This is a genomic window from Halobacillus rhizosphaerae (assembly GCF_046719735.1).
Taxonomy (GTDB): domain Bacteria; phylum Bacillota; class Bacilli; order Bacillales; family Halobacillaceae; genus Halobacillus_B; species Halobacillus_B rhizosphaerae.
Genome location: NZ_JAUTWQ010000015.1, coordinates 73,842 through 94,386, shown reverse-complemented (window position 1 = coordinate 94,386; position 20,545 = coordinate 73,842). Strand labels below are relative to the sequence as shown.

The following is a 20,545-nucleotide window of genomic DNA, read 5'->3' as shown; positions in this document are numbered from 1 at the left end:
ATGTGCAATTTTAAGCGAATTAACCTTCCATATGATACGATATGAACGATTCATACTATTAAACAAGGATTGGAGCATGCATCATGGTACAAAAGGCAAAACGAGGATACACCCTTTTTATAAGTTTATATGTGATCCTATATTTTATTGTTTCATTCATAGATGGAGAGATTCTCTCTACCTCTCTTTCCTTATTCGGTCTTGCTGCCTTTTTGCTTGGCTACTTCTTTCTGCCGATCAAGCAGGCTGGAATCTCACTTTTAATTCTTGTCATTGCTTTGAGCATCCATCTCTCTGCAGGAACTTCGCTCATTGAAGGGGTTTTATCTGGATTTAGTGTGATGGGCGGACTAATTGCCCTCTTACTGATCGTTCCTGCAATCAGCTGGGTATTCGAAGAGAAGCCATACATTCAATCCGTCATCAACTTCGCTCAGAACCTGCTCAACACGAGTCGCAAGTTCTATTTCGGAATGATGGTGATTACGCAGATTATCTCTTACTTTTTATTATTCGGTGCGATTCCTATGGTGTACAGCATGATCCACGACTTCTTAAGCAATCAAAAAGGAGAGGCATGGGAGAATTATAAGGGAACGGCATTGCTGCGGGCATTTTCGTTAACCACTATGTGGGTGATCAGCATTCCGAGTTTCATTTTCGCCGTTCATGCGCTCGATGCATCGCTTGGTTTATGCATTTTACAAGGCTTTATCGTGTCCTTTGCTGGTATTTTGTTATCGGTCCTCTTCTCCCATTTTCAAGAACGACATTACGGGATCGATCTTACGGCAGGTATCCAGGAAGAGCTCGCTAAGATCGCCGATGCAAAACAGCAGGATACGAGAGGAAATCGAGATGCGCTGGAGTTCGTATGGTTATTTGTAACCTTATTCGGTTCCATTTTCCTTCTTCATGCGATTTGGAACGTGGAATTACTGCTCATCATCCCGATCGTGATCGTCGCTTGGATCCTTCTTTACTTTATCGTTCGGAGAAGAACCAGGGCGATTAAGGAAAATGGGAAAATCTATTTAACTAAGAACATTCCAGATAAAGCCCAGCAGTTTTCCATTCTATTAGCAGCTGGATTTCTAATCCAAGCCGTGAATCAGTCTGGCTATGGCAAATATATTATTGACGGACTCTTTTATATAATAGACGCCGTTCCGTTCTTAAACTTCTTATGGGTCCTTCCTTTTGTGGTGATCATCTTAGGATTTATCGGACTTGGTCCCTTAACAGTCATCGTACTCGTTTCAGGAATCCTACAAGGCGTCGATCTTCCCTATCCGCCGGAGATCGTCGTTCTTGGAATTACTTCAGGAAGTGTGATTTCGATCATGGTATCTCCGTTGATTTTACCTTCAATTATTTTGAGTTCTGTGAACCGGCTCAGCATCGTCAAAAATGGATGGCTGTTCAACTACAAATACGCCATTGCTTTTTATGTAATGGTGCAGCTTTACCTTCAATCATTTGTCCTGTTCTTCTCATAATACTCTCGGTTAAAAGCGATCCACAAATGGGTCGTTTTTTTAGTTATAGATCGCTCCCCCATCATAGACTTAAAAAGGAACTAGTTAGGTGATAGAAAACTGTAATGAACTTCAAGTAGAAGTACGCATCAGAGAAGAATAAAGATATTATGCAGGTTTATGAAACGATCATAAGCCCTCTAATTAATTTCATGGTATATTGAAAGTGAATGGAGTTGATGTGATGTCAAATACAATGATCCATGTTGAAAAACTAGTAAAAAAATACGGAAACATGACCGCAGTCAATGGCGTTGAATTCGATGTAAGTGCCGGTGAGGTTTTTGGCCTGCTCGGACCTAATGGAGCTGGAAAAACCACTACGATTGAAATGCTTGTTGGCCTTCGTAAGCCAGATGGCGGAACAGCTACCCTATCAGGTTTCGATATTCGCAAAAAAATCGAAAAAGTTAAAGAGGTTATCGGTGTTCAGCTGCAATCTACATCACTGTTTGAATTATTAACCGTTCAAGAAATTATGCATATGTACGCAAGCTTTTATCCAACTCATGTCCCTATCCCAGAATTAATTGATGAAATGCTTTTATCCGAAAAGAAAAAGAATCGAATTAAAGGCTTATCAGGAGGACAAAAGCAGCGTCTTGCCATTGCCTTAGCCATTATTCATGACCCCGATATCATCTTTCTTGATGAACCAACCACTGGGTTAGACCCTCAAGCGAGGCGAACGCTGTGGGATATCATCGAAAACTTAAAAGCAAAAGGAAAAACCATCGTTCTCTCCACTCATTACATGGATGAGGCTCACGTATTGTGTGATCGCATTGGGATTATGGATCAAGGAAATTTGATCGCCTTGGATACGCCATCCAATTTGGTTAGAGAACTGCATTCTGACAGCGCCGTGGAATTCACACTCCCTGCCGATGAAGATGATACATTTATTCACCAATTACAAGGAGTTACTCAAGTCACTCGCAGACAGGAATGGTATGTCGTCTATACCGACGACCTCCAAGTAACACTCATTGATTTAATACAACATTCCCAGCAAAAAAACCTTAATCTACAAGATTTACAGACGAGAACAGCGACACTCGAGGATGTCTTTATACATATGACCGGAAGGAGTTTAAGAGAATGAAAGCTTATTGGCAGTTAACCTTAGCGCAATTAAGGATATTCGCACGAAATCGCCAGGTGCTTTTCTTTACGCTCCTCTTTCCTATTATTCTAATGTTGACACTCGGATCCTTTCTTGGAGACAACGGAGGCACGAGTATTTCCATGGCCGTTATCGACCATGATGGATCCACCGCTTCCAAGCAGCTGCTCTCCACTTTTCAAAAAAATGAAGCCATTCAACTTGATAAGAGCAACGATGTGGACGCAGCCTTGGATGATTTAAAAACCGATGATTATCAAGTCGTTATGGAAATTCCCAAAGGATACGGAAAACAATTAGAATCTCATACCGATGACAGTAAGGCATTTGAACTTCCCGTTTATTACAACGAAACCAATGCCTCAGCTTCCCAGCTCGGATTAACTGTCGTCAATGCCGCCGTTGATCAGGTGAGCAAAAACATCGAAGACTACTCGCCGGCCGTAGCCGTCCAGCCAAAAGGTGTACGTGCCCTGGATATTGGCTACATTGATTTCTTAGTTCCCGGCATTGTAGCGATGATGATTATGAATAACAACATGAACGGAGTAGCCGGCCAAATTTCTGCCTGGAGAGAGCGAGGAATATTGCGGCGCATGCAAGGAACCCGCCTTAAAGCTTCCACATTTATTGCCGCCCAAATAACCGCCCGGGTAGTACTGAACGGCTTACAGGCATTACTGGTGCTGGTCGTGGCAAGTCTGCTCTTTCATGTTCAAGTCAATGGCTCGTGGCTTGCCCTGCTCACTTTCGTAGTATTAGGAACACTCGCGTTTATGGCGATCGGCTTTATTATCGCTGGCCTTGCCAAAAACCCGGAAAGCGCAGGCCCGATTGCTGGCTTTGCGTCCTTCCCGATGCTATTTTTAGGCGGCGTGTTTTTCCCGATCAACAACATGCCGGAATATCTGCAGCCATTTGTCCATGTCCTGCCGATTTCTCATTTAAGTACTGCTCTGCGTGAAACGATGAATGTTGGCACACCCTTTTTCGCACTTTGGCATCACTGGCTTACATTAGGGGCCTGGTTAGTGGTCGCGTTTATTATTGCGAGTCGGACGTTTAAATGGGAATAAGCGAGAGCGACAGTTTTTCCCTTCCAATAATCTTGTGACGCCTGGGAACAAAACTCATTGAATCATTTCGTTCCATGCATATTTTCTCATAAATAAGAGGAAGATAATGTTCAGCGATTAACAACTACCTTTACTTGAATATGCAAAAACAAAAGAGGTCAATCCAAATATGCGGATTGACCTTGTTCGTTTAACTCTAGAATAATGAACGTATATTATTTCTTTAACCACGTGTAATGAGAGAGCGGTAAACATCAGAATCAGCAATTATTTTTACTTTAAGCTTCCAACTCCAGTTTCTAACATTTCCATTTGCAGCAGCGTCTGTTCATCTGTAATGGTTTTATCTTTACCATTTATGATAGCTTCATATAAATCATCATACACTCTTCCATAATCCCCACTTACTGATTTCACTTTTTCCTCGTGAATTGTCCCTTCCTCATCAATATAAGTCAGAATACCATAATGGTTTAATGTATCTATACCAAAATCCTTGTTATCAGGCATGTAAAATAACTTTAAATGTTCTTCCTGACGATCTTTGGTTTTTTTCACAAAGCATCCTTTATTTCCATGAACGACGAAGCTAGGCCGTTCTTTAAGTCTAAAATAGCTGGATTTTACAGATACTTTTAACTTCCCATAATATAAATCTAAATCGAAATAATCATTCATTCTCCCTTGTCCTAATAATTGTCTTACATCATAATGGATATGATCTGGCTTGCCAAAAAGGCTGATAACCTGATCTAGTGTATGACAACCATGTCCATATAAAAATGATGAATTAGGATTAAAAGTATGAGCAGACTCAGGTACTTCAGGACGATAATAGTCAAAATGCATTTCTACTTCCAGCAAGTCCCCCAGTTTCCCTTCTTCAATGACCTTTTGAACGGTTAAAAAATCACTATCGAAACGTCTGTTTTGATATGACTGCACAATTAAACCTTTTTCATTGGCCAACGCAAACATTTCTTTTGCCTGTTCAGAGGTTTCCATAAAAGGCTTTTCAACTAAACAATTTTTATTATGTTCTAATACTAATTTCGCATAATCATAGTGACTGTCATGTTTTGTACAAACCACAATGAGTTGAATGTCTGTATCATTTAACAATTCGTCTAAATCAGAAGTATAATTTACTCCCTTTATCTTTGCCCAATGGTCATGCCCGGGATTTCTTCGATAAATGGTTTTTACTTTAATATCCTCTCTTTGCAGCACGAACGGCAGATGATATCTGTTCGTGCTTTTTCCATTTCCAATATAACCAATAGTAAGCATAAACAGCCTCCTAAAATCTATTTGTAGTTAACTTTCTCTATTGTATATTTACCTTGTATTCCTTGCCGCTGTTCAGTCTATAAAAGTTCCAGCATAGAAAAAGCACCTCCTGAAATTAAGAATTTTTCATACCAGGAGGTGCAGATCTATTTGGAAGCGATATTCATTTGGGAACGGCTTACATTTGATCTTTGAAAAAGCCCCAATGAAACCAATTCAATTTTACATTAGGTGGATTAAGTGGAATACAATACCCACCGCGAATAACCCAAGAATCATAACAATTGGAGAAACTTTCTTCCTAAGCAGCCACATGCAGAGAAGTGTTATCGCCAATCCGGCCAAACCGGGAATTAAGCTATCCAAATTGTCTTGTAAAGTCGTTACTTTAGTAGAATCTAAGGCAAGACCCGCCTGTTGTTGTTCCAGCGCAGCTTTAATTCCTTCCGGTCCTGAAGGTAATTTATCCCAATCAATATAAGCACCATCGCTAAGTTTAACTGAAGAGACAACCGGTGTGAATGTTACAGAGACCCAACGGTTAACTAATGAACCAAGGATGAACATACCCAAGATTGATGCACCTTTAGTAATATCCCGAAGTAAGCCTCCTGACATATCCTCAGAAATCTTAGAACCTGCTTTGTAACCAGATTCCTGCGTATACCACATGAATCCCATACGGATCAGATTCCATAAAACGAAGAAAAGAATTGGTCCAAGGATGTTACCGGTCATCGCTAGTGAAGCCCCTAACGCTCCAAGGATGGGTCTAACCGTGAACCAGAAAGTCGGATCACCGATACCAGCTAATGGCCCCATCATACCGACTTTAACTCCTTGAATGGCTGTATCGTCAACCGGTGCACCACTTGCACGTTCTTCTTCAAGCGCTAGTGTGACACCAATAACGGGTGAAGCGACATAGGGGTGAGTATTAAAAAATTCCAAGTGACGTTTTAGTGCAGCGGCACGATCTTCTTTTGTTTTATATAATCGTTTGATCGCAGGGATCATTGAAAAAGCCCAACCACCGTTTTGCATACGTTCATAGTTCCAAGAACCTTGAATGAACGTTGAACGCCACCAAGTAGAAATGCGATCTCTTTTTGTTAATTTCATTTCCTTTGCCATCTGTTTGTCCTCCTCCTTTAGTAAGAATTAGTAAGAATCTATAATTTCCCCTATCGGATCTCCAGTATTTCCGTTTCCACCATTACCTGAACCGCCTTGTTTGGAAAGTGCTAAATAGATTAGTGCAAGAGACACACCGATAGCACCAAGACCGATAAGAGTGATTTGTGAGACAGTCGCTAATACAAAACCAATCGCAAAGAATGGCCATACTTCTTTTGTAGCCATCATGTTAATAACCATTGCATAACCAACGGCAACAACCATTCCCCCGCCGATTGCTAAGCCTTCAGTCAGCCAGTCCGGCATAGAACTAAGTAAGTCTCTAACAGGACCCGCGCCCACAGCTAGAATCAATCCAGCAGGAATGGCAATACGTAACCCTTGCAAGCAAATGGCAACAATATGCCAGAATTCAACTTTTCTAATATTTCCTTCTCTAGCTGCAGCATCCATTAAATGGACCAGCCCTGTTGCAATCGTACGGACAATAATGGTCAATAATAAACCTGCAACGGCTAGCGGAATAGCAATCGCAATTGCCGAGGATACCCCCGCTTGACCTTGTCCACTTAAAACTAAAATAATTGCAGAAGCTACTGATGCTAACGCAGCATCCGGGGCCACGGCAGCGCCTATATTTGCCCAGCCCAAAGCGATCAGTTGAAGAGTACCGCCTAAGATAAGAGTAGGTACTAAGTCTCCTGTAACCAGGCCGATCAACGTACAAGCAATTAGCGGCTGGTGGAATTGGAATTCATCCAAGATGCCTTCCATACCAGCTAAAAATGCTACGAGCAAGACTAAAATTATTTGAATAATATTCAAATCCATGATTTTTGCTCCTCCTTTTTCACTGTGGATTATTTCTGTCTATTTAACTCCGCTTGAGCACTCTTGATGATTGAATTCATGTTCCCTTTCGAATCATTCGGAACTTTACGTACATCGAAAGTCAAACCAGCTTCTTTTAACTTGGCGAAAGCATCAATGTCATCCTGGTCAAAAGCAAGAACCTTATTCGGTTGAACTTTACCAGGTGAGTGTGCCATGGAACCCACGTTGATGGTCTCCAACGGAACGCCGCCTTCAACTGCTCTAAGTACATCTTGTGGATTTTCGAAAAGAAGTAACGCGCGCTCGCCGCCAAAATGTTGATCATCTTTGGCAAGTTCAATCATTTTATCAACAGGAACCACATGCGCCCTTACACCTGAAGGAGCTGCCTGTTGGATTAACCCTTTACGAAGTTCATCCTTCGCTACTGCATCCGATACAACAATGATCCGTGTAGGCTGTGTCGTTTTTGTCCAAGCAGTTGCTACTTGTCCGTGAAGTAAACGAGTGTCGATACGTGCTAACACGTACTCAAATTTACCAGGAGCAAATGATGTGGAGGACTGGCTAGCAGCTCCCGCAGAATCTACAGGTTCTAATTCTTCAGGGCTTACTTTAACCCCTTCTTTAGCCGTGCCTAAAATATGTGCTGCAATTTCATGCGCCGTGTTCATTGAGAAGCGCGATGCATAAGCCTCAATTAACATGGGTAAATTCACACCAGCAACGATTGCCCAATTGCCATTATGTTCTTCAACCAAGCCGTTTGCCTGGTTAAATGGCGTACCGCCCCAAAGATCGACTAAGAATAATACTTCGTCTTTGTTTTCGAAAGAGGCGATTGCTTTTTCCATTTTTGCCTTTACATCATCAGGTCCTTCATTCGGCATCAATGTAACAGCGGTTACATTTTCTTGTTCTCCAAAGATCATCGCTCCAGATTGCAAGATACCATCGGCAAATTCACCGTGACTAGCAATGATAATACCTACCATTTTTTTACCTCCTATTCCTATTGTTAAAGTTTAAAACCGTGGGTACTAGTAAACTCCTAAAGTATTTCTTCAACTCTTCGAAAACGATTACAAATTAAAAAAAATAATAAAAAAAGGCATGAATAAAAAGCCAATTAAATGAAGAAATGGGCATAGAACAGCCTTGACTCTTCGTTTTAATCAATACTTTTTACTCATGCCTGATCGAATCAGTAACACGTAAAAAAAACATAGGATAATTATTTTTAATTTTAATTTTGCAAACGCTGTCAATGAATTGTTAACAAGAACTTCATACTTTAAAGAGTTTCCAAGGAAAATTATAGCACACCGAATATTCCTCTTTCAAGAGAGAAATGAGTTTCTAGGTACCAATTTGATAGTTATTCCCACAAAAAAAGACAAGTATCTACTTGTCTTGCATAATAACTACTTCTTTTTTTTAAGTGTACTCTTAAAACCATGTTTGATTACTTGAAAGAAACTTAAAGATTGGACCATATTCTTTGACTCAACATATTCTCGAATGGTTCGCAAAACTCTTTTCGGATCTTTAGAAGAAAATGAAAATGTCCCATTCCGTTTAGTCTGGATAGCGTAACGCGGAATCCATTTCCCTTTGAAGAGAATGGAAGCGATTATGTAATCAACTTCTTCCCATGGGATTTGAATAAACTTACGAGCATCACGATCATTAAAGAATTCAAAACCTTTATCTCCGATCATGATCTTACCATACTGTGAAATTCCACTATGTGAGGTTCCATTCATAACTAAATCAACTTTTGTATTAATTGATTGGACCATTTGATCTACACCCATTTCTCTCTTTTACTATTAGTAATCATTATAAACACGTTTGATCACTTTAAGCAAAAAAACTTCTTTAAGGGGACATTGGGGACAGGAACCTTGTCCCTTCGCGTTAAGAAATATTCTTAGATATTGGGCACACTCACGTTTATGGCGATCGCTTTTATTATTGCAGGGCTTGCTAAAAACCCGGAAAGCGCAGGCCCGATTGGTGGCTTTGCGTCCTTCCCGATGCTATTCTTAGGCGGCGTGTTTATCCCGATCAACAACATGCCGGAATATCTGCAGCCATTTGTCCATGTCCTGCCGATCTCATTTATGTACTGCTCTACGTGAAACGATGAATGTTGGCACACCCTTTTTCGCACTTTGGCATCACTGTCTTACGTTAGGGGCCTGGTTAGTGGTCGCATTTAATATTGCGAGTCGGACGTTTAAAAGGGAATAGTAGATATTTAACCATAAAAAAGGTAGGGCAGAAGATCGTCTTATTCGATTTCTGCTCTATCTTTTTGTTATCTATGATGGATAAGTTCGAGATGTATCTATTTACTCACTATAAGACAAAAATTGAATTCAGTGAGTAACACCTAATTATACTCTGACTAGGAAAAAAGAAATCAACCCTCATGTACGGATTGACTTCTTTTTACTAATATATTAGTGACACAAAGTAAAGTAGTCCATTCACTACAAATCTCTTGAATAGGAAGTATTCATTATTCAAAAAACGCTTTGTTTTCTCCAATATATTCTCTTTCTGTTTCAGGAACTTCGTCTTCCATATAAATTGCTTGTACTGGACAAGCAGCTTCACATGCTCCGCATTCGATACAAACATCAGGATCAATGTGAAACATATCTTTTCCCTCTTCAATACAATCCACAGGACATACTTCTATACATTCAGCAGCTTTTTCGTCTTTACAAGGGGAAGTAATTACGAAAGCCATAGAACATTCACTCCTTAAAAAATTAGTATCTTTTGACTATCATTGAAATTCCTTGTCCAACTCCAATACACATAGTTGCCAATCCTTTTTTACTTTCTCTCTTTCTCATTTCATGGACCAACGTTGTTAATATTCTTGCCCCACTTGCTCCTAAGGGATGACCGTAAGCAATGGCCCCTCCGTTAACATTCACTATATCCGAATCCAAATCCAGGTCCCGTATACAAGCTAGAGATTGTGCAGCGAAAGCTTCATTTAATTCAATTAAATCTAAATCATTTACTTTCATGCCAGCACGCTTTAAAGCTTTCTTTGTAGCATCAACTGGACCTATCCCCATAAATCTTGGCTCTACCCCTGCTACAGCTGAGGTAACGTAACTGGCAAGTGGTTCCACACCCAATTCCTCCGCTTTTTTTCTGCTCATTAGCAATAGAGCGGAGGCTCCATCATTTATTCCAGAAGCATTACCGGCGGTGATGCTTCCTTCTTTAAAAAGTGAGGGAAGTTTTCTTAACTTTTCTCTTGTGGTAGTAGGACGAGGATGTTCATCTTCCGTTATGGTATATGTACCTGTTTTACGATCTTGAAGAGTTACAGGTACAATCTCATCTTTTAAACGGCCACTATCCACTGCTTTTTTCGTCTTTATTTGACTGTTGAATGCAAAATCATCTTGGTTCTCTCGGCTAATATCATAAAGGTCCGCAACATTTTGTGCTGTTTCTGGCATAGAGTCTGTTCCATACTTTTCTTCCATAGACGGATGCGTAAATCTCCATCCAATTGTCGTGTCATGAAGCTCCGCCCCCCCTCTTTTAAATCCTTTGTCCGGCTTACTCATGACGTAAGGAGCGCGAGTCATACTTTCTGTTCCGCCCGCAATCATAATATCACCTTGGTTCAATGATATAGCTCTAGCTGCATAAGTTACTGCATCTAGCCCTGAACCACACAAACGGTTTATTGTGGTAGCTGCAACTTCTTTTGGAAAGTCTGCTAATAATGTAGACATGCGAGCTACATTTCTATTATCTTCTCCTGCCCCATTTGCATTGCCCATAACCACCTCTTCCACTTCATGCATGGAAACTATGGGATTCCTTTCTCTTATGGCACGTAATACAATTGCCCCCAGATCATCTGGACGAATACTTTTCAAAGCACCGTCATATCTTCCGATTGGTGTCCGGACCGCATCAATAATAACAACTTCTTCCATGAAGGACTTCCTTCCTAATCATATTTATATATGCCCTGATTTGTTTTTCTACCTAACCTTCCCGCTTGAACCATTTGTTCTAACAAGGGCGCTGGCCGATATTTTTCACCGAGAGTACGGTGTAAATACTTCAAATTGTTTAAACGAGTATCTAACCCTACAAGGTCCCCAAGCTCTAAAGGTCCCATCGGAAAGTTCAAACCCAGCTTGATCGCTTTATCAATATCTTTCGCCTCCGCAACACCTTCCTGTAGCATATAAAAAGCTTCGTTCCCGATTAAAGCACTGATGCGACTCGTTACGAAACCAGGAAATTCATTAACTTCCACCGTTTCTTTCCCCATTTTTTCAGCTGCTTCTCTAATCTCACTTACTGTTTCATCACTTGTTTCTAATCCTCTTACGATTTCTACAAGAGGCATTCTATGAACTGGATTGAAAAAATGCATGACTGCCACCTTGGAAGGACGGTTCGTAAAAGAACCAATTTCTGTAGGACTAATAGTAGAAGTGTTTGTTGCAAAAATAGTATGCTTTGGAGCTACTTGATCAGCAATTTCCATTACTTTCTTTTTTAAATCTCTCTTCTCAGGTACTGCTTCAATCAATAAATCTGTATATCCTGAAACTTCCTCTAGATTCGTAGAAGTCGAGATATTTTTAAGTAATTCAATTTTTCTTTCTAAGGTTATTTTACCTAGGTCAACTCCTTTATTAGCCGTTTTTTCAAAAAAATTCTCCGCATCTTCTAATTGGGTGTTAGATACATCCACCAATGTTGTAGAAAAACCGGCGAGGGCAGAGACATAAGCAATGCCTCTCCCCATAACCCCAGCTCCTATCACTGCTACATTTTTAACCTCACTCACTTTACTCAACTCCTCTCTTACACTCCAAAAGGATTTAGGGGTTTAGAACCGTAGTAAGATAAGACACTCTTATCTTCCATATAAAGATCTAATGTTTCCACACAAAGTTCACGTCCAAAACCCGATTCCTTATAACCACCAAACGGTGTGCCAGGGAATGCAGAAAATGGAGTATTCACCATAACAATACCTGCTTCAATTTGGTGGGCTACCCTAGTCGATCTCCCTTGATCTGTAGTCCAAATTGCTGAACCCAAACCGTATTTCGTATCATTTGCTCTTTTAATCACTTCTTTTTCATCAGAAAACTTCTCTACTACCACGACAGGACCAAAGATTTCTTCTCGAACGGCTTCCATGTCAGGAGTAACGTCTGTAATGACCGTCGGAGCATACCAGTGTCCATTTACAAATCCATCAATTTCCAATCTCTTTCCACCCGTTGCAATCGTTGCACCTTCTTGACGAGCAGAATCTACATAACTCTCGATCACTTGAACTTGTTCTTCACTAATAATAGATCCAAGGTGCGTACCTTTATCGAAGGGATCTCCACTCTGAAGCTTCTCTGTTTTCTCAATGAACTTTTCTATAAATTCCTCATAAATAGATTCGTGAATAAACATACGAGAGCGAGCTTCGCAAGATTGACCCGTATTAAAGAAAATCCCGAAAAGTGATCCTGGAACCGCTGCCTCCAAATCCGCATCTTCAAACACTATATTAGGTGACTTTCCGCCGAGTTCTAATGTTAAGCGCTTAAGGGTTTCTGAAGATTTATTCATAATATCCTTACCAGTTGCTGTAGAACCTGTAAACGCTACCTTATTAATATCTTTGTGTTCAACTAGATAATCGCCAACTACTTTACCTGATCCTGGAAGAGTATTGACAACTCCTTCAGGCACACCTGCTTCATGACAGATTTCATTCAACAATATCGCTGTAATCGGAGTAAGGCTCGCAGGTTTAATAATGACAGAGCATCCTGTTGCAATCGCCGGTGCAATCTTCCAAGCTGCCATCATCATTGGGTAGTTCCATGGAATGATTTGAGCACAAACACCTACCGGCTCTTTATGTGTGTAGTTGAAAAATCCATTAGGCATATTGTTAACTGTTCCTCGGTGACCCACGATTGCCCCTGCGTAAAATTCGAAATCCTCAATCGATTGATTAACCTGGACTTGAGCAGCTCCAATGGATTTTCCACTGTTTAAAACTTCTGCCTCTACAAGTTCGTTGAAACGCCCTCTCATCAATTCAGCAATTTTGTTCAACACACGAGATCTCTTTCCTACTGGGTATTTATTTGCCCACTTACCATTTTCAAAAGCTTGACGAGCTGCTTGCACTGCTCGTTCTGCATCTTCTTGGGTTGCTCTGGAAACGGTAGCAATTTTTTGACCCTTTGCTGGATTATATACATCCATGGTCTGTCCATCGCTTCCTTCTACATATTCTCCGTTAATAATCATACTGTAATGATCGCGAATTGCCTCTGTCATTTCTGTAACTTTTTGCTTGGTAACTGTCTTTCCCATGTGAAATCTCTCCTTTGATAATTATTTTCCAGAAAAAGCTGGTTTCCGTTTATTTTTAAATGCGCTCAAACCCTCAATGTGATCCTTTGTTGCTCCAGCAATTCTTTGAGCTTGAGCTTCTTTATTTAACACTTCTTCAAAAGAGTTATTCATACCATCCACCATGTACCGTTTTACTAAAGAAACGGCTTTTGTAGGGAGAGCAGCGATTCTAGTCAAAAATGCTTCTGTTTTTTCATCCCATTCATGATCTTGGTAGACCTCAGTAGCTAAGCCTAAATCGAAGGCTTTCTGACCAGTAATCGGTTCACTTAATAAAGAAATCTCCATTGCCTTTGCATAACCTACGATTCGCGGAAGGTAGTAGATGAATGCAGAATCCGGAATTAGCCCAATATTTATAAAAGCGCTAACAAATTTTGCATTTTCTTTAACTAGTCGAAAGTCTGCAGCTAATGCTAAGCTCATTCCAGCGCCAGCTGCTGTGCCATTCACTAATGCAACTATGGGTTTCGGAGTTACTTTTATAGCTTTCATCATAGGATGATAGCGCTTACGTAAAAAGGATTCATGATTGGTATTTTCATCTATACCGCCTAGATCTTCACCTGCGCAAAAAGCTTTCCCCTCACCTGTTATTCCTATGACTCGAATCTCTTCGTCCTTAGAAGCCATCTTCATTGCTCTTATAAGTTCTTTGTTCATTTGCTCTGTAAAGGCGTTAAACGCCCCCGGTCTACTTATTACAATCAAAGCTACACCTTTGGATTTCTTATATTGGATTGTGTGAAAACCCTCCATTTTCATACCCCCTTGAAAGAAGGTCGTCGTTTGTTTAAAAATGCCTTCATACCTTCTTTTTGATCCTGAGAGTTAAATGTTAAATAAAAATTCTTCCTTTCAAGCTTCATGCCGTCACTTAAACTTCCATCTGATGCTTTATCAACGGCTTCTTTAATAAGCCGAAGAGCAATTGGAGCTTGACCTGCCAATTTTTCAGCCAGACTAATTGCTTCATCTTCTACAAGTTCTGGAGCAACTATCCTATTTATAACACCAAATTCTTTTGCTTCTTGCGCATTCATTTGTTCCCCTAACCAAATCCATTCCAAAGCTTTTGTACGTCCCATGGCTTTTGTTAAAAATTGAGTACCACCTGCTCCTGGCATTACTCCAAGATTAACTTCTGGAAATCCGAATTTTGCACCTTCTGAGGCAACTATCAAATCACAATGAAGAGCAAGTTCGAACCCTCCACCTAAGGCGAAACCATTCACACATGCGATCGTAGGTTTTTTTATAGCCATAAGTCTGTCCCAGACCGCAAACGGATTAAGCAATTCAAGAGAAAGTGAAGATTCCTCCATCATTTCTTCTATATCTGCCCCCGCCGCAAATGATTGACTATTCCCTTTTAAAATCATCACTTTTACTTCATCATCTTTATCAAATAACTCCAACTGTAATACGATTTCTTCTACCATTTTCCTGTTTAAGGCATTCGCTACTTCTGGACGGTTTAATTGGATTGTTCCAATTCCTTCAGCAATTGTAGAAATGATAAATTGACTATTCATTCAACTCCTCACCTATCATCAGGGTCACCAGATTACCCGCAAATGACATTAAATCCTTTCCAGAAGCTTTCCCTTTGTCAGATTTCATTCCATTTTGCAAATCTTCCTGGCTTTCATAATACATTTCGCACATTAGGTAATAGTCACTTGCTCCTTGGGGTGAACCGGTTATTTTTGTTACTTCCATTTTTTTTAATCCAGGAATTTCATTAGTTATTGGTGTATGAACATTAAAGTAGTGTTCATTGAACTCCTCTTCGTTCTCTGGTTGTTCGTATAGTGCAATTAGCTTGACCATAATCATTCCCCTCTCTAATTAGTTACTGAATGTTCAATGACTGGCTTCATAGCTTCAAACGGATTTTTACAAGAAGGACAATATAAAATACTCCGACATGCCGTTGGTCCGAAAATATTTTCTAATGAGGTAAAGGGTGAGTCACAATAAGGACAGTTGACTGACCATTCACCTCCTGGTACGAAGTTTTCTGGAGGTGGAGCTACACCGTGTTTCCTTAATTCTTTCTTACCTTCATTGGTAATTTTATCGGTGGACCATTTGACTTTGAAAGTGAAATTAACAGTACACATAGTTACCCAACCCAACTCAAGAATTTCCTTTTTAACATTTAATTCAATAAAATCGAGGGCTGGACAACCTGCAAATGTAGGGACCATTGTAATTTCGACATAACTTCCATGAACTTGTATTTGATAAACCATTCCCAAATCCCAAACACTGACAGATGGAAGCTCTGGATCGTCAACACGTTTAAGAACTGCCACGATTTCTTGTTCTCTAGATAACATAAACTTCCCCCTCCATCTTCACCAAACTGCTTTACGATCAGTATTGTAAACTTCCGCTAACGTATTCAATGCTTGAGTTAAATCATTTGTGTGATTACCTTCTCTGCCATTAGCACCCCTGTTAACGGAACGACCTTTTTTAAAATCACCGACGCTTTTTTTCACTTCTTCGAGCCAACGATCTTCCAAAGTTTGTTCATTCTCAATTAGTCCATACTTTTCCATGTTATCTGCCATAGGACCCAATCCAATTATTTCATTTTGATAGTGCCAAGCTTCGTCTAGTCGGAATTGAATTTTTTCGATTGCAATTTGATTAGCTTCTAGCAACTGACGAATCCATATCTTCCAATGTGCCAAATGGTAGTTTTGTTCCATTAAGATTTTTTGAGCGATATCTCCTAAAGGTAAGTAAGAACTATCCATTAAAGATTCCAACTTTACCTTTTTAGAAGCTTCATATAAAAACTGACGTACTACTGTAAGAGCCCAATCAAAATGAGGTTCATGAAGGTAATCACCTTCCCCATTTTTTTTCTCAAAATAGGTTGCATTTTTTCGGTCACTTGCAACTCTTTCATGGGCAAGTTCATCAACTTTTCCTTCTCCTAATTCTTCTAAGAGTTGATAGTATAAAAAAGCATGTCCCATTGTATTTTGAGTAATTGAAGAATAGGCAACATCTTCCTCAATATGAGGTGCTAATCCCAACCATTCAGCACCTCGGAAAGAAATGATGAAGTCATCATCGGCCAACTGATAAAGTAGTTCTTTTAGAGTATTAAGATAGGAGGCATCTTTGATTGCTTCTTCAGCTGTTTCAACTTTCATGATTTCTTCACCTCTTTCCAGGACATGATCTCTTTTTCATCTAACATGCCTTGCTCTTTTTCACGCCATTTTTTTCTTAAATATCCATAACCTTTCGTATTCCGGTAATCCTTATTCTCTATTCGTTTTGTCCACTTCTCACGTTCTTCACTAGTCATGGAACGAATATCAGAGCGCCTTACGACCCAAACATCCAAGACACTTTCTCTCCTCATGAAATTCTCTTGTGCCATACTTAGTGCGATTTCTTTGTTTGGTGCTAAAAGGCTGAATTGATGTTGAATGTGAGACTTTTCATTCTTTTTACTAAAAACCTCAAACTCTTGATAGAAATCAGATTCATTTGTGCTCATTTATTTACTCCCTTCTAAAAAACTTGGATTTCTTATGCGAGAGCTTCACGAACCCAACGGTTATTCGTGTAGGCCACCTCACGCAAACGCAATCTCTGTTGAGATCTCGGTCCATTGTTACTTATAATTTTCTTAAATTCATTCCAATCTGGCTGTTGATAAACCCATATTTCTTTATCTTTATCATAATGAACCGTTTCATCTGGAACCGAAAAATCTAAAGAAAAAATACGCGGTAAATACTTATCTAAAAATGCCTGTCGCAACTCTTCATTCGAGCTCTTACGAATTCGATACTTTGTTGTAACTTCCTGTTTAGAAGTACCTGTCGTAGAGGCAGAAGCTGGACCGAAGAACATCAACAAAGAAGACCACCAGCGATTAATGGAGTCTTGTAAAATCTCTCTTTGTTCCTTTGTACCTTCTGCCAAACTCATGATGATAGACTCCCCATGTTGAGCATGAAAGACTTCTTCTTGACAAATTCTTTTGAGTGCACGTTGATAAGGACCATAGGAAGCGTCTAACATGTTGGTCTGAGAAATGATAGCAGCCCCATCTACCAACCAGCCTACTACACCTGCATCTGCCCAAGTTTTCGTAGGCATATGAAATACATTGTGAAATTTCAAATCACCTTTAAGTAGATCTTCCATCAAGTGAACCCTATTTCTTCCGTAAGGTTTCATTAGGTCTTCAGTTACTCTTAATAGAAGCTGCCCATGCCCCATTTCATCTTGTACTTTCGCCATGATCCCAAGTTTTCTCTTAAGGGTGGGCGCTTTTGGAACCCATTCCTTTTCTGGAAGCGCCCCCATAATTTCACTAATTCCATGCATAGATATCAGCTTTATTAGAGTTTTTCTATATTCCTCTGGCATCCAATCATCAGCCTCGATTTTTTCATCTGCTTCAATCTTTGCCATGAATTCATTATATTTCTGTTGATTTTCTATTGAATTCTCCTCAGATGCTACTGTGCCTCCGTATATATACATTTTCTCAACTCCTTATTACGTTTATTTAACGCAATTATATTTTAACGTCATATAAAAGGCAACCTCAAATTTAAATTTAATTTTGAAATAATTTCCATAACCATTGTTTTCACAGTGTTTACAGTGTTTTTTATTTTTTTGAATTTTACAAACATATTGACAGCGCTTTCATTACCGTTTACTTTATTTGTGACGATAATAATACTTTCGTTAATAAAATATCATAAAAGGAGATGGATTCATGTCTTTTTTTTCTGAAAGAGAGACTTGGAGTAAAGACCAGATGGAAGATTATCAGCAGATTGGATTAATAGAAACGGTTAAAAGGGTCTACAATGATGTACCATTCTATAGAAAAGCTTTTGATGAAAACCATTTATCTCCTGAAGACATTCACTCATTAGACGATATTCAAAAACTTCCTTTTACTCAAAAAAAACATCTAAGAGAAAATTATCCTTTCCAATTACTCGCTACTCCCATGGAGGAGGTAATTCGAATCCATGCTTCTTCTGGTACAAGCGGCAAACCAACAGTAGTCGCTTATACGAAAAATGATATGGTTTGCTGGGGAGAAATTGTCGCTCGTGGCATTTACATGGCTGGCGGCAGAAAAGGAGATGTCCTTCATAATGCTTATGGATATGGATTGTTTACTGGAGGTCTTGGTTTACATGTGGGGTCTGAAACTCTCGGCTGTGCTACGGTACCCATCTCTGGCGGTAATACTTCAAAGCAAATTACGTTAATCCAAGACTTTCAACCTAAAATCATCTCCACCACACCTTCTTACCTGCTGAATATTGGCGAATCCATGCGTAAAATAGGTATCGATCCAGCTGCAACTTCTATTGAACGTGCCATTCTAGGGGCAGAACCTTGGTCTGAAGAAATGCGCAAAGAAATTGAAAAAATGTTTAATATAAAAGCTATAGATATTTATGGATTGAGTGAGGTAATGGGACCGGGAATCGCAATGGAATGCGAAGAATGTCAAGACGGTTTGCATATAGCTGAGGATCATTTCTTGGTAGAAGTGATAAACCCTGATACATTAGAGAATGTTCCAGATGGAGAAGATGGGGAACTTGTATTTACCAGTTTAACTAAGGAAGCTCTACCTATTATCCGTTATCGCACTGGAGATATTTCCTCAATTAAAAGAGAAACATGCGTCTGTGGAAGAACCACCACCCGAATGAACCGTGTTAAAGGAAGAATTGACGATATGCTGATCGTACGCGGAGTTAACGTATTCCCTTCTGAAGTGGAAAGGTACATCTGTGAAATAGAAGAGCTTACCCCTAATTATCAAATACATCTCTTTAAAAAAGGAGCACTAGACCACGTTGAACTTCATGTAGAAGTATGTGAGAACTACTTCAGTTCATTACCGAACAATGACCTAAAATGCGAAATGGCAAAAACGCTAATTAGTACTGTGCAACAAAAATTGAAGATGGAAGCTCTCATTTCAATAGAAGTAAAACTAAAAAAACCATTTACTCTCAAACGATCAGAAGGGAAAGCGAGTAGAATCATTGATAAGCGTGAATCATTTACTCCAACTATTTTATAGTTCAAAAAGCGAAGGAGCATGTCTCCTTCGTTTTTTTGGTATGACGAATTTTAAAATTGTAGTAAGATAGTTATTATAGTAAATGGAGCATCTTAAGAAACAATTAAGAGATAAAGGAAAGGAAAAGTTCATGGAAAAATCATTTAATACAAGATCAATGATATTTACACTTTATGGTGATTATATAAGCCAGTATGGAAATGTGATTTGGATTGGCAGTTTAATCACTTTATTGAAAGAGTTCGGCCACAATGAACAGTCTGTTCGAGCGGCCGTATCGAGAATGAACAAACAAGGTTGGCTTACATCTGAAAAAAAAGGGAATAAAAGCTATTATTATTTAACTGATCAAGGAAAATCAAGAATGAAAGAAGCAGCTCGAAGGATTTATAATACAGAACCTCCTTCTTGGGATGGAAAATGGAGACTACTCATGTATTCAATCCCTGAGACGAAGCGGCATTTGCGTGACGAGCTCAGGAAAGAGCTTGTGTGGAGTGGATTCGGCCTTTTATCAAACAGTTGTTGGATAACCCCAAATCCTTTGGAAAAAGAAGCTCAAAGTCTAGTGAAAAAATATGAAATAAGTGAATTCGTAAACTTCTTTCAAGCGAAATATGAAGGATTTGCAACAAACAAAGAATTGATTAATCAATGTTGGGATTTGACTGAAGTGAATGAGAGGTACTCAAACTTCATCAAAACCTATAGTCAAAAATACATTATCGATAAAAATAAACTGGAAAAGGGTAATATGACTGATGGGAGCTGCTTTGTAGAGCGGACCCTTCTTGTGCATGAATATAGAAAATTCCTCTTCGTGGATCCGAGCCTCCCCCAAGAACTACTTCCAGAAGATTGGCTAGGAGATTCCGCTGCATTTTTGTTTAAAGATTATTACGAATTGTTGAAAGAACCCGCTACACGTTTTTTCGAATCAACCTTCGAATCTGGTGGAATGACTTACAATATTTAAAAAGGTCCCTCGCAGGGACCTTTT

Annotated in this window: 21 protein-coding genes and 1 pseudogene; 6 read left to right on the top strand and 16 right to left on the bottom strand. The window is 39.5% G+C overall.

The window, feature by feature from the left end; translation table 11 throughout:
- The first annotated feature begins 83 nt into the window (after positions 1-83).
- The 3 genes from Q7A53_RS16075 (at position 84) to Q7A53_RS16065 (ending at position 3,740) form a co-directional block, all read left to right on the top strand.
- Positions 84-1,499, top strand: coding sequence for a hypothetical protein (locus tag Q7A53_RS16075; protein WP_411790202.1), 1,416 nt, complete (start codon positions 84-86; stop codon positions 1,497-1,499).
- Between the two features lie 223 nt (positions 1,500-1,722).
- Positions 1,723-2,643 carry an ABC transporter ATP-binding protein gene (locus Q7A53_RS16070; protein WP_411790201.1) on the top strand — a complete coding sequence of 307 codons (921 nt, stop codon included), beginning with the start codon at positions 1,723-1,725 and terminating at the stop codon, positions 2,641-2,643.
- Positions 2,640-3,740 carry an ABC transporter permease gene (locus tag Q7A53_RS16065; protein ID WP_411790200.1) on the top strand — a complete coding sequence of 367 codons (1,101 nt, stop codon included), beginning with the start codon at positions 2,640-2,642 and terminating at the stop codon, positions 3,738-3,740. Before Q7A53_RS16070 ends, Q7A53_RS16065 begins: the two co-directional genes overlap by 4 nt.
- A 273-nt stretch (positions 3,741-4,013) precedes the next feature.
- On the opposite strand, the gene Q7A53_RS16060 is transcribed toward Q7A53_RS16065, so the two are convergent.
- The 5 genes from Q7A53_RS16060 to Q7A53_RS16040 form a co-directional block, all read right to left on the bottom strand.
- Entirely contained in the window at positions 4,014-5,030 is a 1,017-nt protein-coding gene (locus tag Q7A53_RS16060) for an oxidoreductase (RefSeq protein ID WP_411790199.1), read from the bottom strand.
- Positions 5,031-5,252: 222 nt separating this feature from the next.
- A complete protein-coding gene (locus Q7A53_RS16055) occupies positions 5,253-6,164 on the bottom strand; it encodes a PTS system mannose/fructose/sorbose family transporter subunit IID (protein WP_411790198.1) in 912 nt (303 codons plus the stop codon).
- Positions 6,165-6,191: 27 nt separating this feature from the next.
- The gene (locus tag Q7A53_RS16050; RefSeq protein WP_411790197.1) at positions 6,192-6,998 is read right to left on the bottom strand and encodes a PTS mannose/fructose/sorbose transporter subunit IIC; all 807 of its coding nucleotides are present in this window, start codon (positions 6,996-6,998) and stop codon (positions 6,192-6,194) included.
- A gap of 29 nt (positions 6,999-7,027) precedes the next feature.
- Positions 7,028-7,996 (bottom strand): mannose/fructose/sorbose PTS transporter subunit IIA, encoded by a 969-nt coding sequence (locus Q7A53_RS16045; RefSeq protein WP_411790196.1) that lies wholly within the window; start codon positions 7,994-7,996, stop codon positions 7,028-7,030.
- Positions 7,997-8,425: 429 nt separating this feature from the next.
- Positions 8,426-8,803 (bottom strand): DUF956 family protein, encoded by a 378-nt coding sequence (locus tag Q7A53_RS16040; RefSeq protein ID WP_411790195.1) that lies wholly within the window; start codon positions 8,801-8,803, stop codon positions 8,426-8,428.
- A 135-nt stretch (positions 8,804-8,938) separates the two neighbouring features.
- Between Q7A53_RS16040 and Q7A53_RS16035 the strand changes: the two are divergent.
- Positions 8,939-9,257, top strand: a pseudogene (locus tag Q7A53_RS16035) (ABC transporter permease); the annotation flags it as partial.
- A 271-nt stretch (positions 9,258-9,528) separates the two neighbouring features.
- Here the strand turns inward: Q7A53_RS16035 and Q7A53_RS16030 are convergent.
- The 11 genes from Q7A53_RS16030 to paaA are packed head-to-tail and all read right to left on the bottom strand — an operon-like array spanning position 9,529 to position 17,894.
- The gene (locus Q7A53_RS16030; RefSeq protein WP_411790194.1) at positions 9,529-9,762 is read right to left on the bottom strand and encodes an indolepyruvate ferredoxin oxidoreductase subunit alpha; all 234 of its coding nucleotides are present in this window, start codon (positions 9,760-9,762) and stop codon (positions 9,529-9,531) included.
- 22 nt (positions 9,763-9,784) lie between these two features.
- Positions 9,785-10,984 (bottom strand): thiolase family protein, encoded by a 1,200-nt coding sequence (locus tag Q7A53_RS16025; RefSeq protein WP_411790193.1) that lies wholly within the window; start codon positions 10,982-10,984, stop codon positions 9,785-9,787.
- Positions 10,985-10,998: 14 nt separating this feature from the next.
- A complete protein-coding gene (locus Q7A53_RS16020; RefSeq protein ID WP_411790245.1) occupies positions 10,999-11,811 on the bottom strand; it encodes a 3-hydroxyacyl-CoA dehydrogenase in 813 nt (270 codons plus the stop codon).
- Between the two features lie 59 nt (positions 11,812-11,870).
- Positions 11,871-13,397 (bottom strand): aldehyde dehydrogenase family protein, encoded by a 1,527-nt coding sequence (locus Q7A53_RS16015; protein ID WP_411790192.1) that lies wholly within the window; start codon positions 13,395-13,397, stop codon positions 11,871-11,873.
- Positions 13,398-13,418: 21 nt separating this feature from the next.
- Positions 13,419-14,198 (bottom strand): enoyl-CoA hydratase/isomerase family protein, encoded by a 780-nt coding sequence (locus tag Q7A53_RS16010; protein WP_411790191.1) that lies wholly within the window; start codon positions 14,196-14,198, stop codon positions 13,419-13,421.
- Positions 14,199-14,200: 2 nt separating this feature from the next.
- A complete protein-coding gene (locus Q7A53_RS16005) occupies positions 14,201-14,974 on the bottom strand; it encodes an enoyl-CoA hydratase/isomerase family protein (RefSeq protein WP_411790190.1) in 774 nt (257 codons plus the stop codon).
- On the bottom strand, positions 14,967-15,272 hold the full coding sequence (locus Q7A53_RS16000; RefSeq protein WP_411790189.1) for an EthD family reductase: 306 nt from the start codon (positions 15,270-15,272) through the stop codon (positions 14,967-14,969). The genes Q7A53_RS16005 and Q7A53_RS16000 overlap by 8 nt, the downstream gene beginning before the upstream one ends.
- Before the next feature lie 14 nt (positions 15,273-15,286).
- Complete coding sequence (paaD, locus tag Q7A53_RS15995) at positions 15,287-15,784, bottom strand: 1,2-phenylacetyl-CoA epoxidase subunit PaaD (protein WP_411790188.1); 498 nt, start codon at positions 15,782-15,784, stop codon at positions 15,287-15,289.
- An 18-nt stretch (positions 15,785-15,802) separates the two neighbouring features.
- Positions 15,803-16,615 carry a 1,2-phenylacetyl-CoA epoxidase subunit PaaC gene (gene paaC, locus Q7A53_RS15990; RefSeq protein ID WP_411790187.1) on the bottom strand — a complete coding sequence of 271 codons (813 nt, stop codon included), beginning with the start codon at positions 16,613-16,615 and terminating at the stop codon, positions 15,803-15,805.
- Positions 16,612-16,968 carry a 1,2-phenylacetyl-CoA epoxidase subunit PaaB gene (paaB, locus tag Q7A53_RS15985; RefSeq protein ID WP_411790186.1) on the bottom strand — a complete coding sequence of 119 codons (357 nt, stop codon included), beginning with the start codon at positions 16,966-16,968 and terminating at the stop codon, positions 16,612-16,614. The genes paaC and paaB overlap by 4 nt, the downstream gene beginning before the upstream one ends.
- Before the next feature lie 32 nt (positions 16,969-17,000).
- Positions 17,001-17,894, bottom strand: coding sequence for a 1,2-phenylacetyl-CoA epoxidase subunit PaaA (gene paaA, locus Q7A53_RS15980; protein ID WP_411790244.1), 894 nt, complete (start codon positions 17,892-17,894; stop codon positions 17,001-17,003).
- Between the two features lie 313 nt (positions 17,895-18,207).
- Here paaA and Q7A53_RS15975 point away from each other — a divergent pair, with 313 nt between their 5' ends.
- Both Q7A53_RS15975 and paaX read left to right on the top strand, forming a co-directional pair.
- Positions 18,208-19,545: a LuxE/PaaK family acyltransferase gene (locus tag Q7A53_RS15975; protein ID WP_411790185.1), complete on the top strand. Its 1,338-nt coding sequence runs from the start codon at positions 18,208-18,210 to the stop codon at positions 19,543-19,545.
- 130 nt (positions 19,546-19,675) lie between these two features.
- The gene (paaX, locus tag Q7A53_RS15970) at positions 19,676-20,521 is read left to right on the top strand and encodes a phenylacetic acid degradation operon negative regulatory protein PaaX (protein ID WP_411790184.1); all 846 of its coding nucleotides are present in this window, start codon (positions 19,676-19,678) and stop codon (positions 20,519-20,521) included.
- Positions 20,522-20,545: the final 24 nt, after the last annotated feature.

Coding starts and splice junctions, on each gene's coding strand:
- Q7A53_RS16025 (WP_411790193.1), bottom strand. CDS start 10,984: ATGGAAGAAGTTGTTATTATTGATGCGGTCCGGACACCAATCGGAAGA.
- paaA (WP_411790244.1), bottom strand. CDS start 17,894: ATGGCAAAGATTGAAGCAGATGAAAAAATCGAGGCTGATGATTGGATG.
- Q7A53_RS15975 (WP_411790185.1), top strand. CDS start 18,208: ATGTCTTTTTTTTCTGAAAGAGAGACTTGGAGTAAAGACCAGATGGAA.
- Q7A53_RS16020 (WP_411790245.1), bottom strand. CDS start 11,811: ATGGGGAGAGGCATTGCTTATGTCTCTGCCCTCGCCGGTTTTTCTACA.
- Q7A53_RS16015 (WP_411790192.1), bottom strand. CDS start 13,397: ATGGGAAAGACAGTTACCAAGCAAAAAGTTACAGAAATGACAGAGGCA.
- paaD (WP_411790188.1), bottom strand. CDS start 15,784: ATGTTATCTAGAGAACAAGAAATCGTGGCAGTTCTTAAACGTGTTGAC.
- Q7A53_RS16010 (WP_411790191.1), bottom strand. CDS start 14,198: ATGGAGGGTTTTCACACAATCCAATATAAGAAATCCAAAGGTGTAGCT.
- Q7A53_RS16050 (WP_411790197.1), bottom strand. CDS start 6,998: ATGGATTTGAATATTATTCAAATAATTTTAGTCTTGCTCGTAGCATTT.
- paaX (WP_411790184.1), top strand. CDS start 19,676: ATGGAAAAATCATTTAATACAAGATCAATGATATTTACACTTTATGGT.
- Q7A53_RS16055 (WP_411790198.1), bottom strand. CDS start 6,164: ATGGCAAAGGAAATGAAATTAACAAAAAGAGATCGCATTTCTACTTGG.
- Q7A53_RS16075 (WP_411790202.1), top strand. CDS start 84: ATGGTACAAAAGGCAAAACGAGGATACACCCTTTTTATAAGTTTATAT.
- Q7A53_RS16030 (WP_411790194.1), bottom strand. CDS start 9,762: ATGGCTTTCGTAATTACTTCCCCTTGTAAAGACGAAAAAGCTGCTGAA.
- Q7A53_RS16005 (WP_411790190.1), bottom strand. CDS start 14,974: ATGAATAGTCAATTTATCATTTCTACAATTGCTGAAGGAATTGGAACA.
- paaB (WP_411790186.1), bottom strand. CDS start 16,968: ATGAGCACAAATGAATCTGATTTCTATCAAGAGTTTGAGGTTTTTAGT.
- paaC (WP_411790187.1), bottom strand. CDS start 16,615: ATGAAAGTTGAAACAGCTGAAGAAGCAATCAAAGATGCCTCCTATCTT.
- Q7A53_RS16065 (WP_411790200.1), top strand. CDS start 2,640: ATGAAAGCTTATTGGCAGTTAACCTTAGCGCAATTAAGGATATTCGCA.
- Q7A53_RS16060 (WP_411790199.1), bottom strand. CDS start 5,030: ATGCTTACTATTGGTTATATTGGAAATGGAAAAAGCACGAACAGATAT.
- Q7A53_RS16040 (WP_411790195.1), bottom strand. CDS start 8,803: ATGGTCCAATCAATTAATACAAAAGTTGATTTAGTTATGAATGGAACC.
- Q7A53_RS16070 (WP_411790201.1), top strand. CDS start 1,723: ATGTCAAATACAATGATCCATGTTGAAAAACTAGTAAAAAAATACGGA.
- Q7A53_RS16000 (WP_411790189.1), bottom strand. CDS start 15,272: ATGGTCAAGCTAATTGCACTATACGAACAACCAGAGAACGAAGAGGAG.
- Q7A53_RS16045 (WP_411790196.1), bottom strand. CDS start 7,996: ATGGTAGGTATTATCATTGCTAGTCACGGTGAATTTGCCGATGGTATC.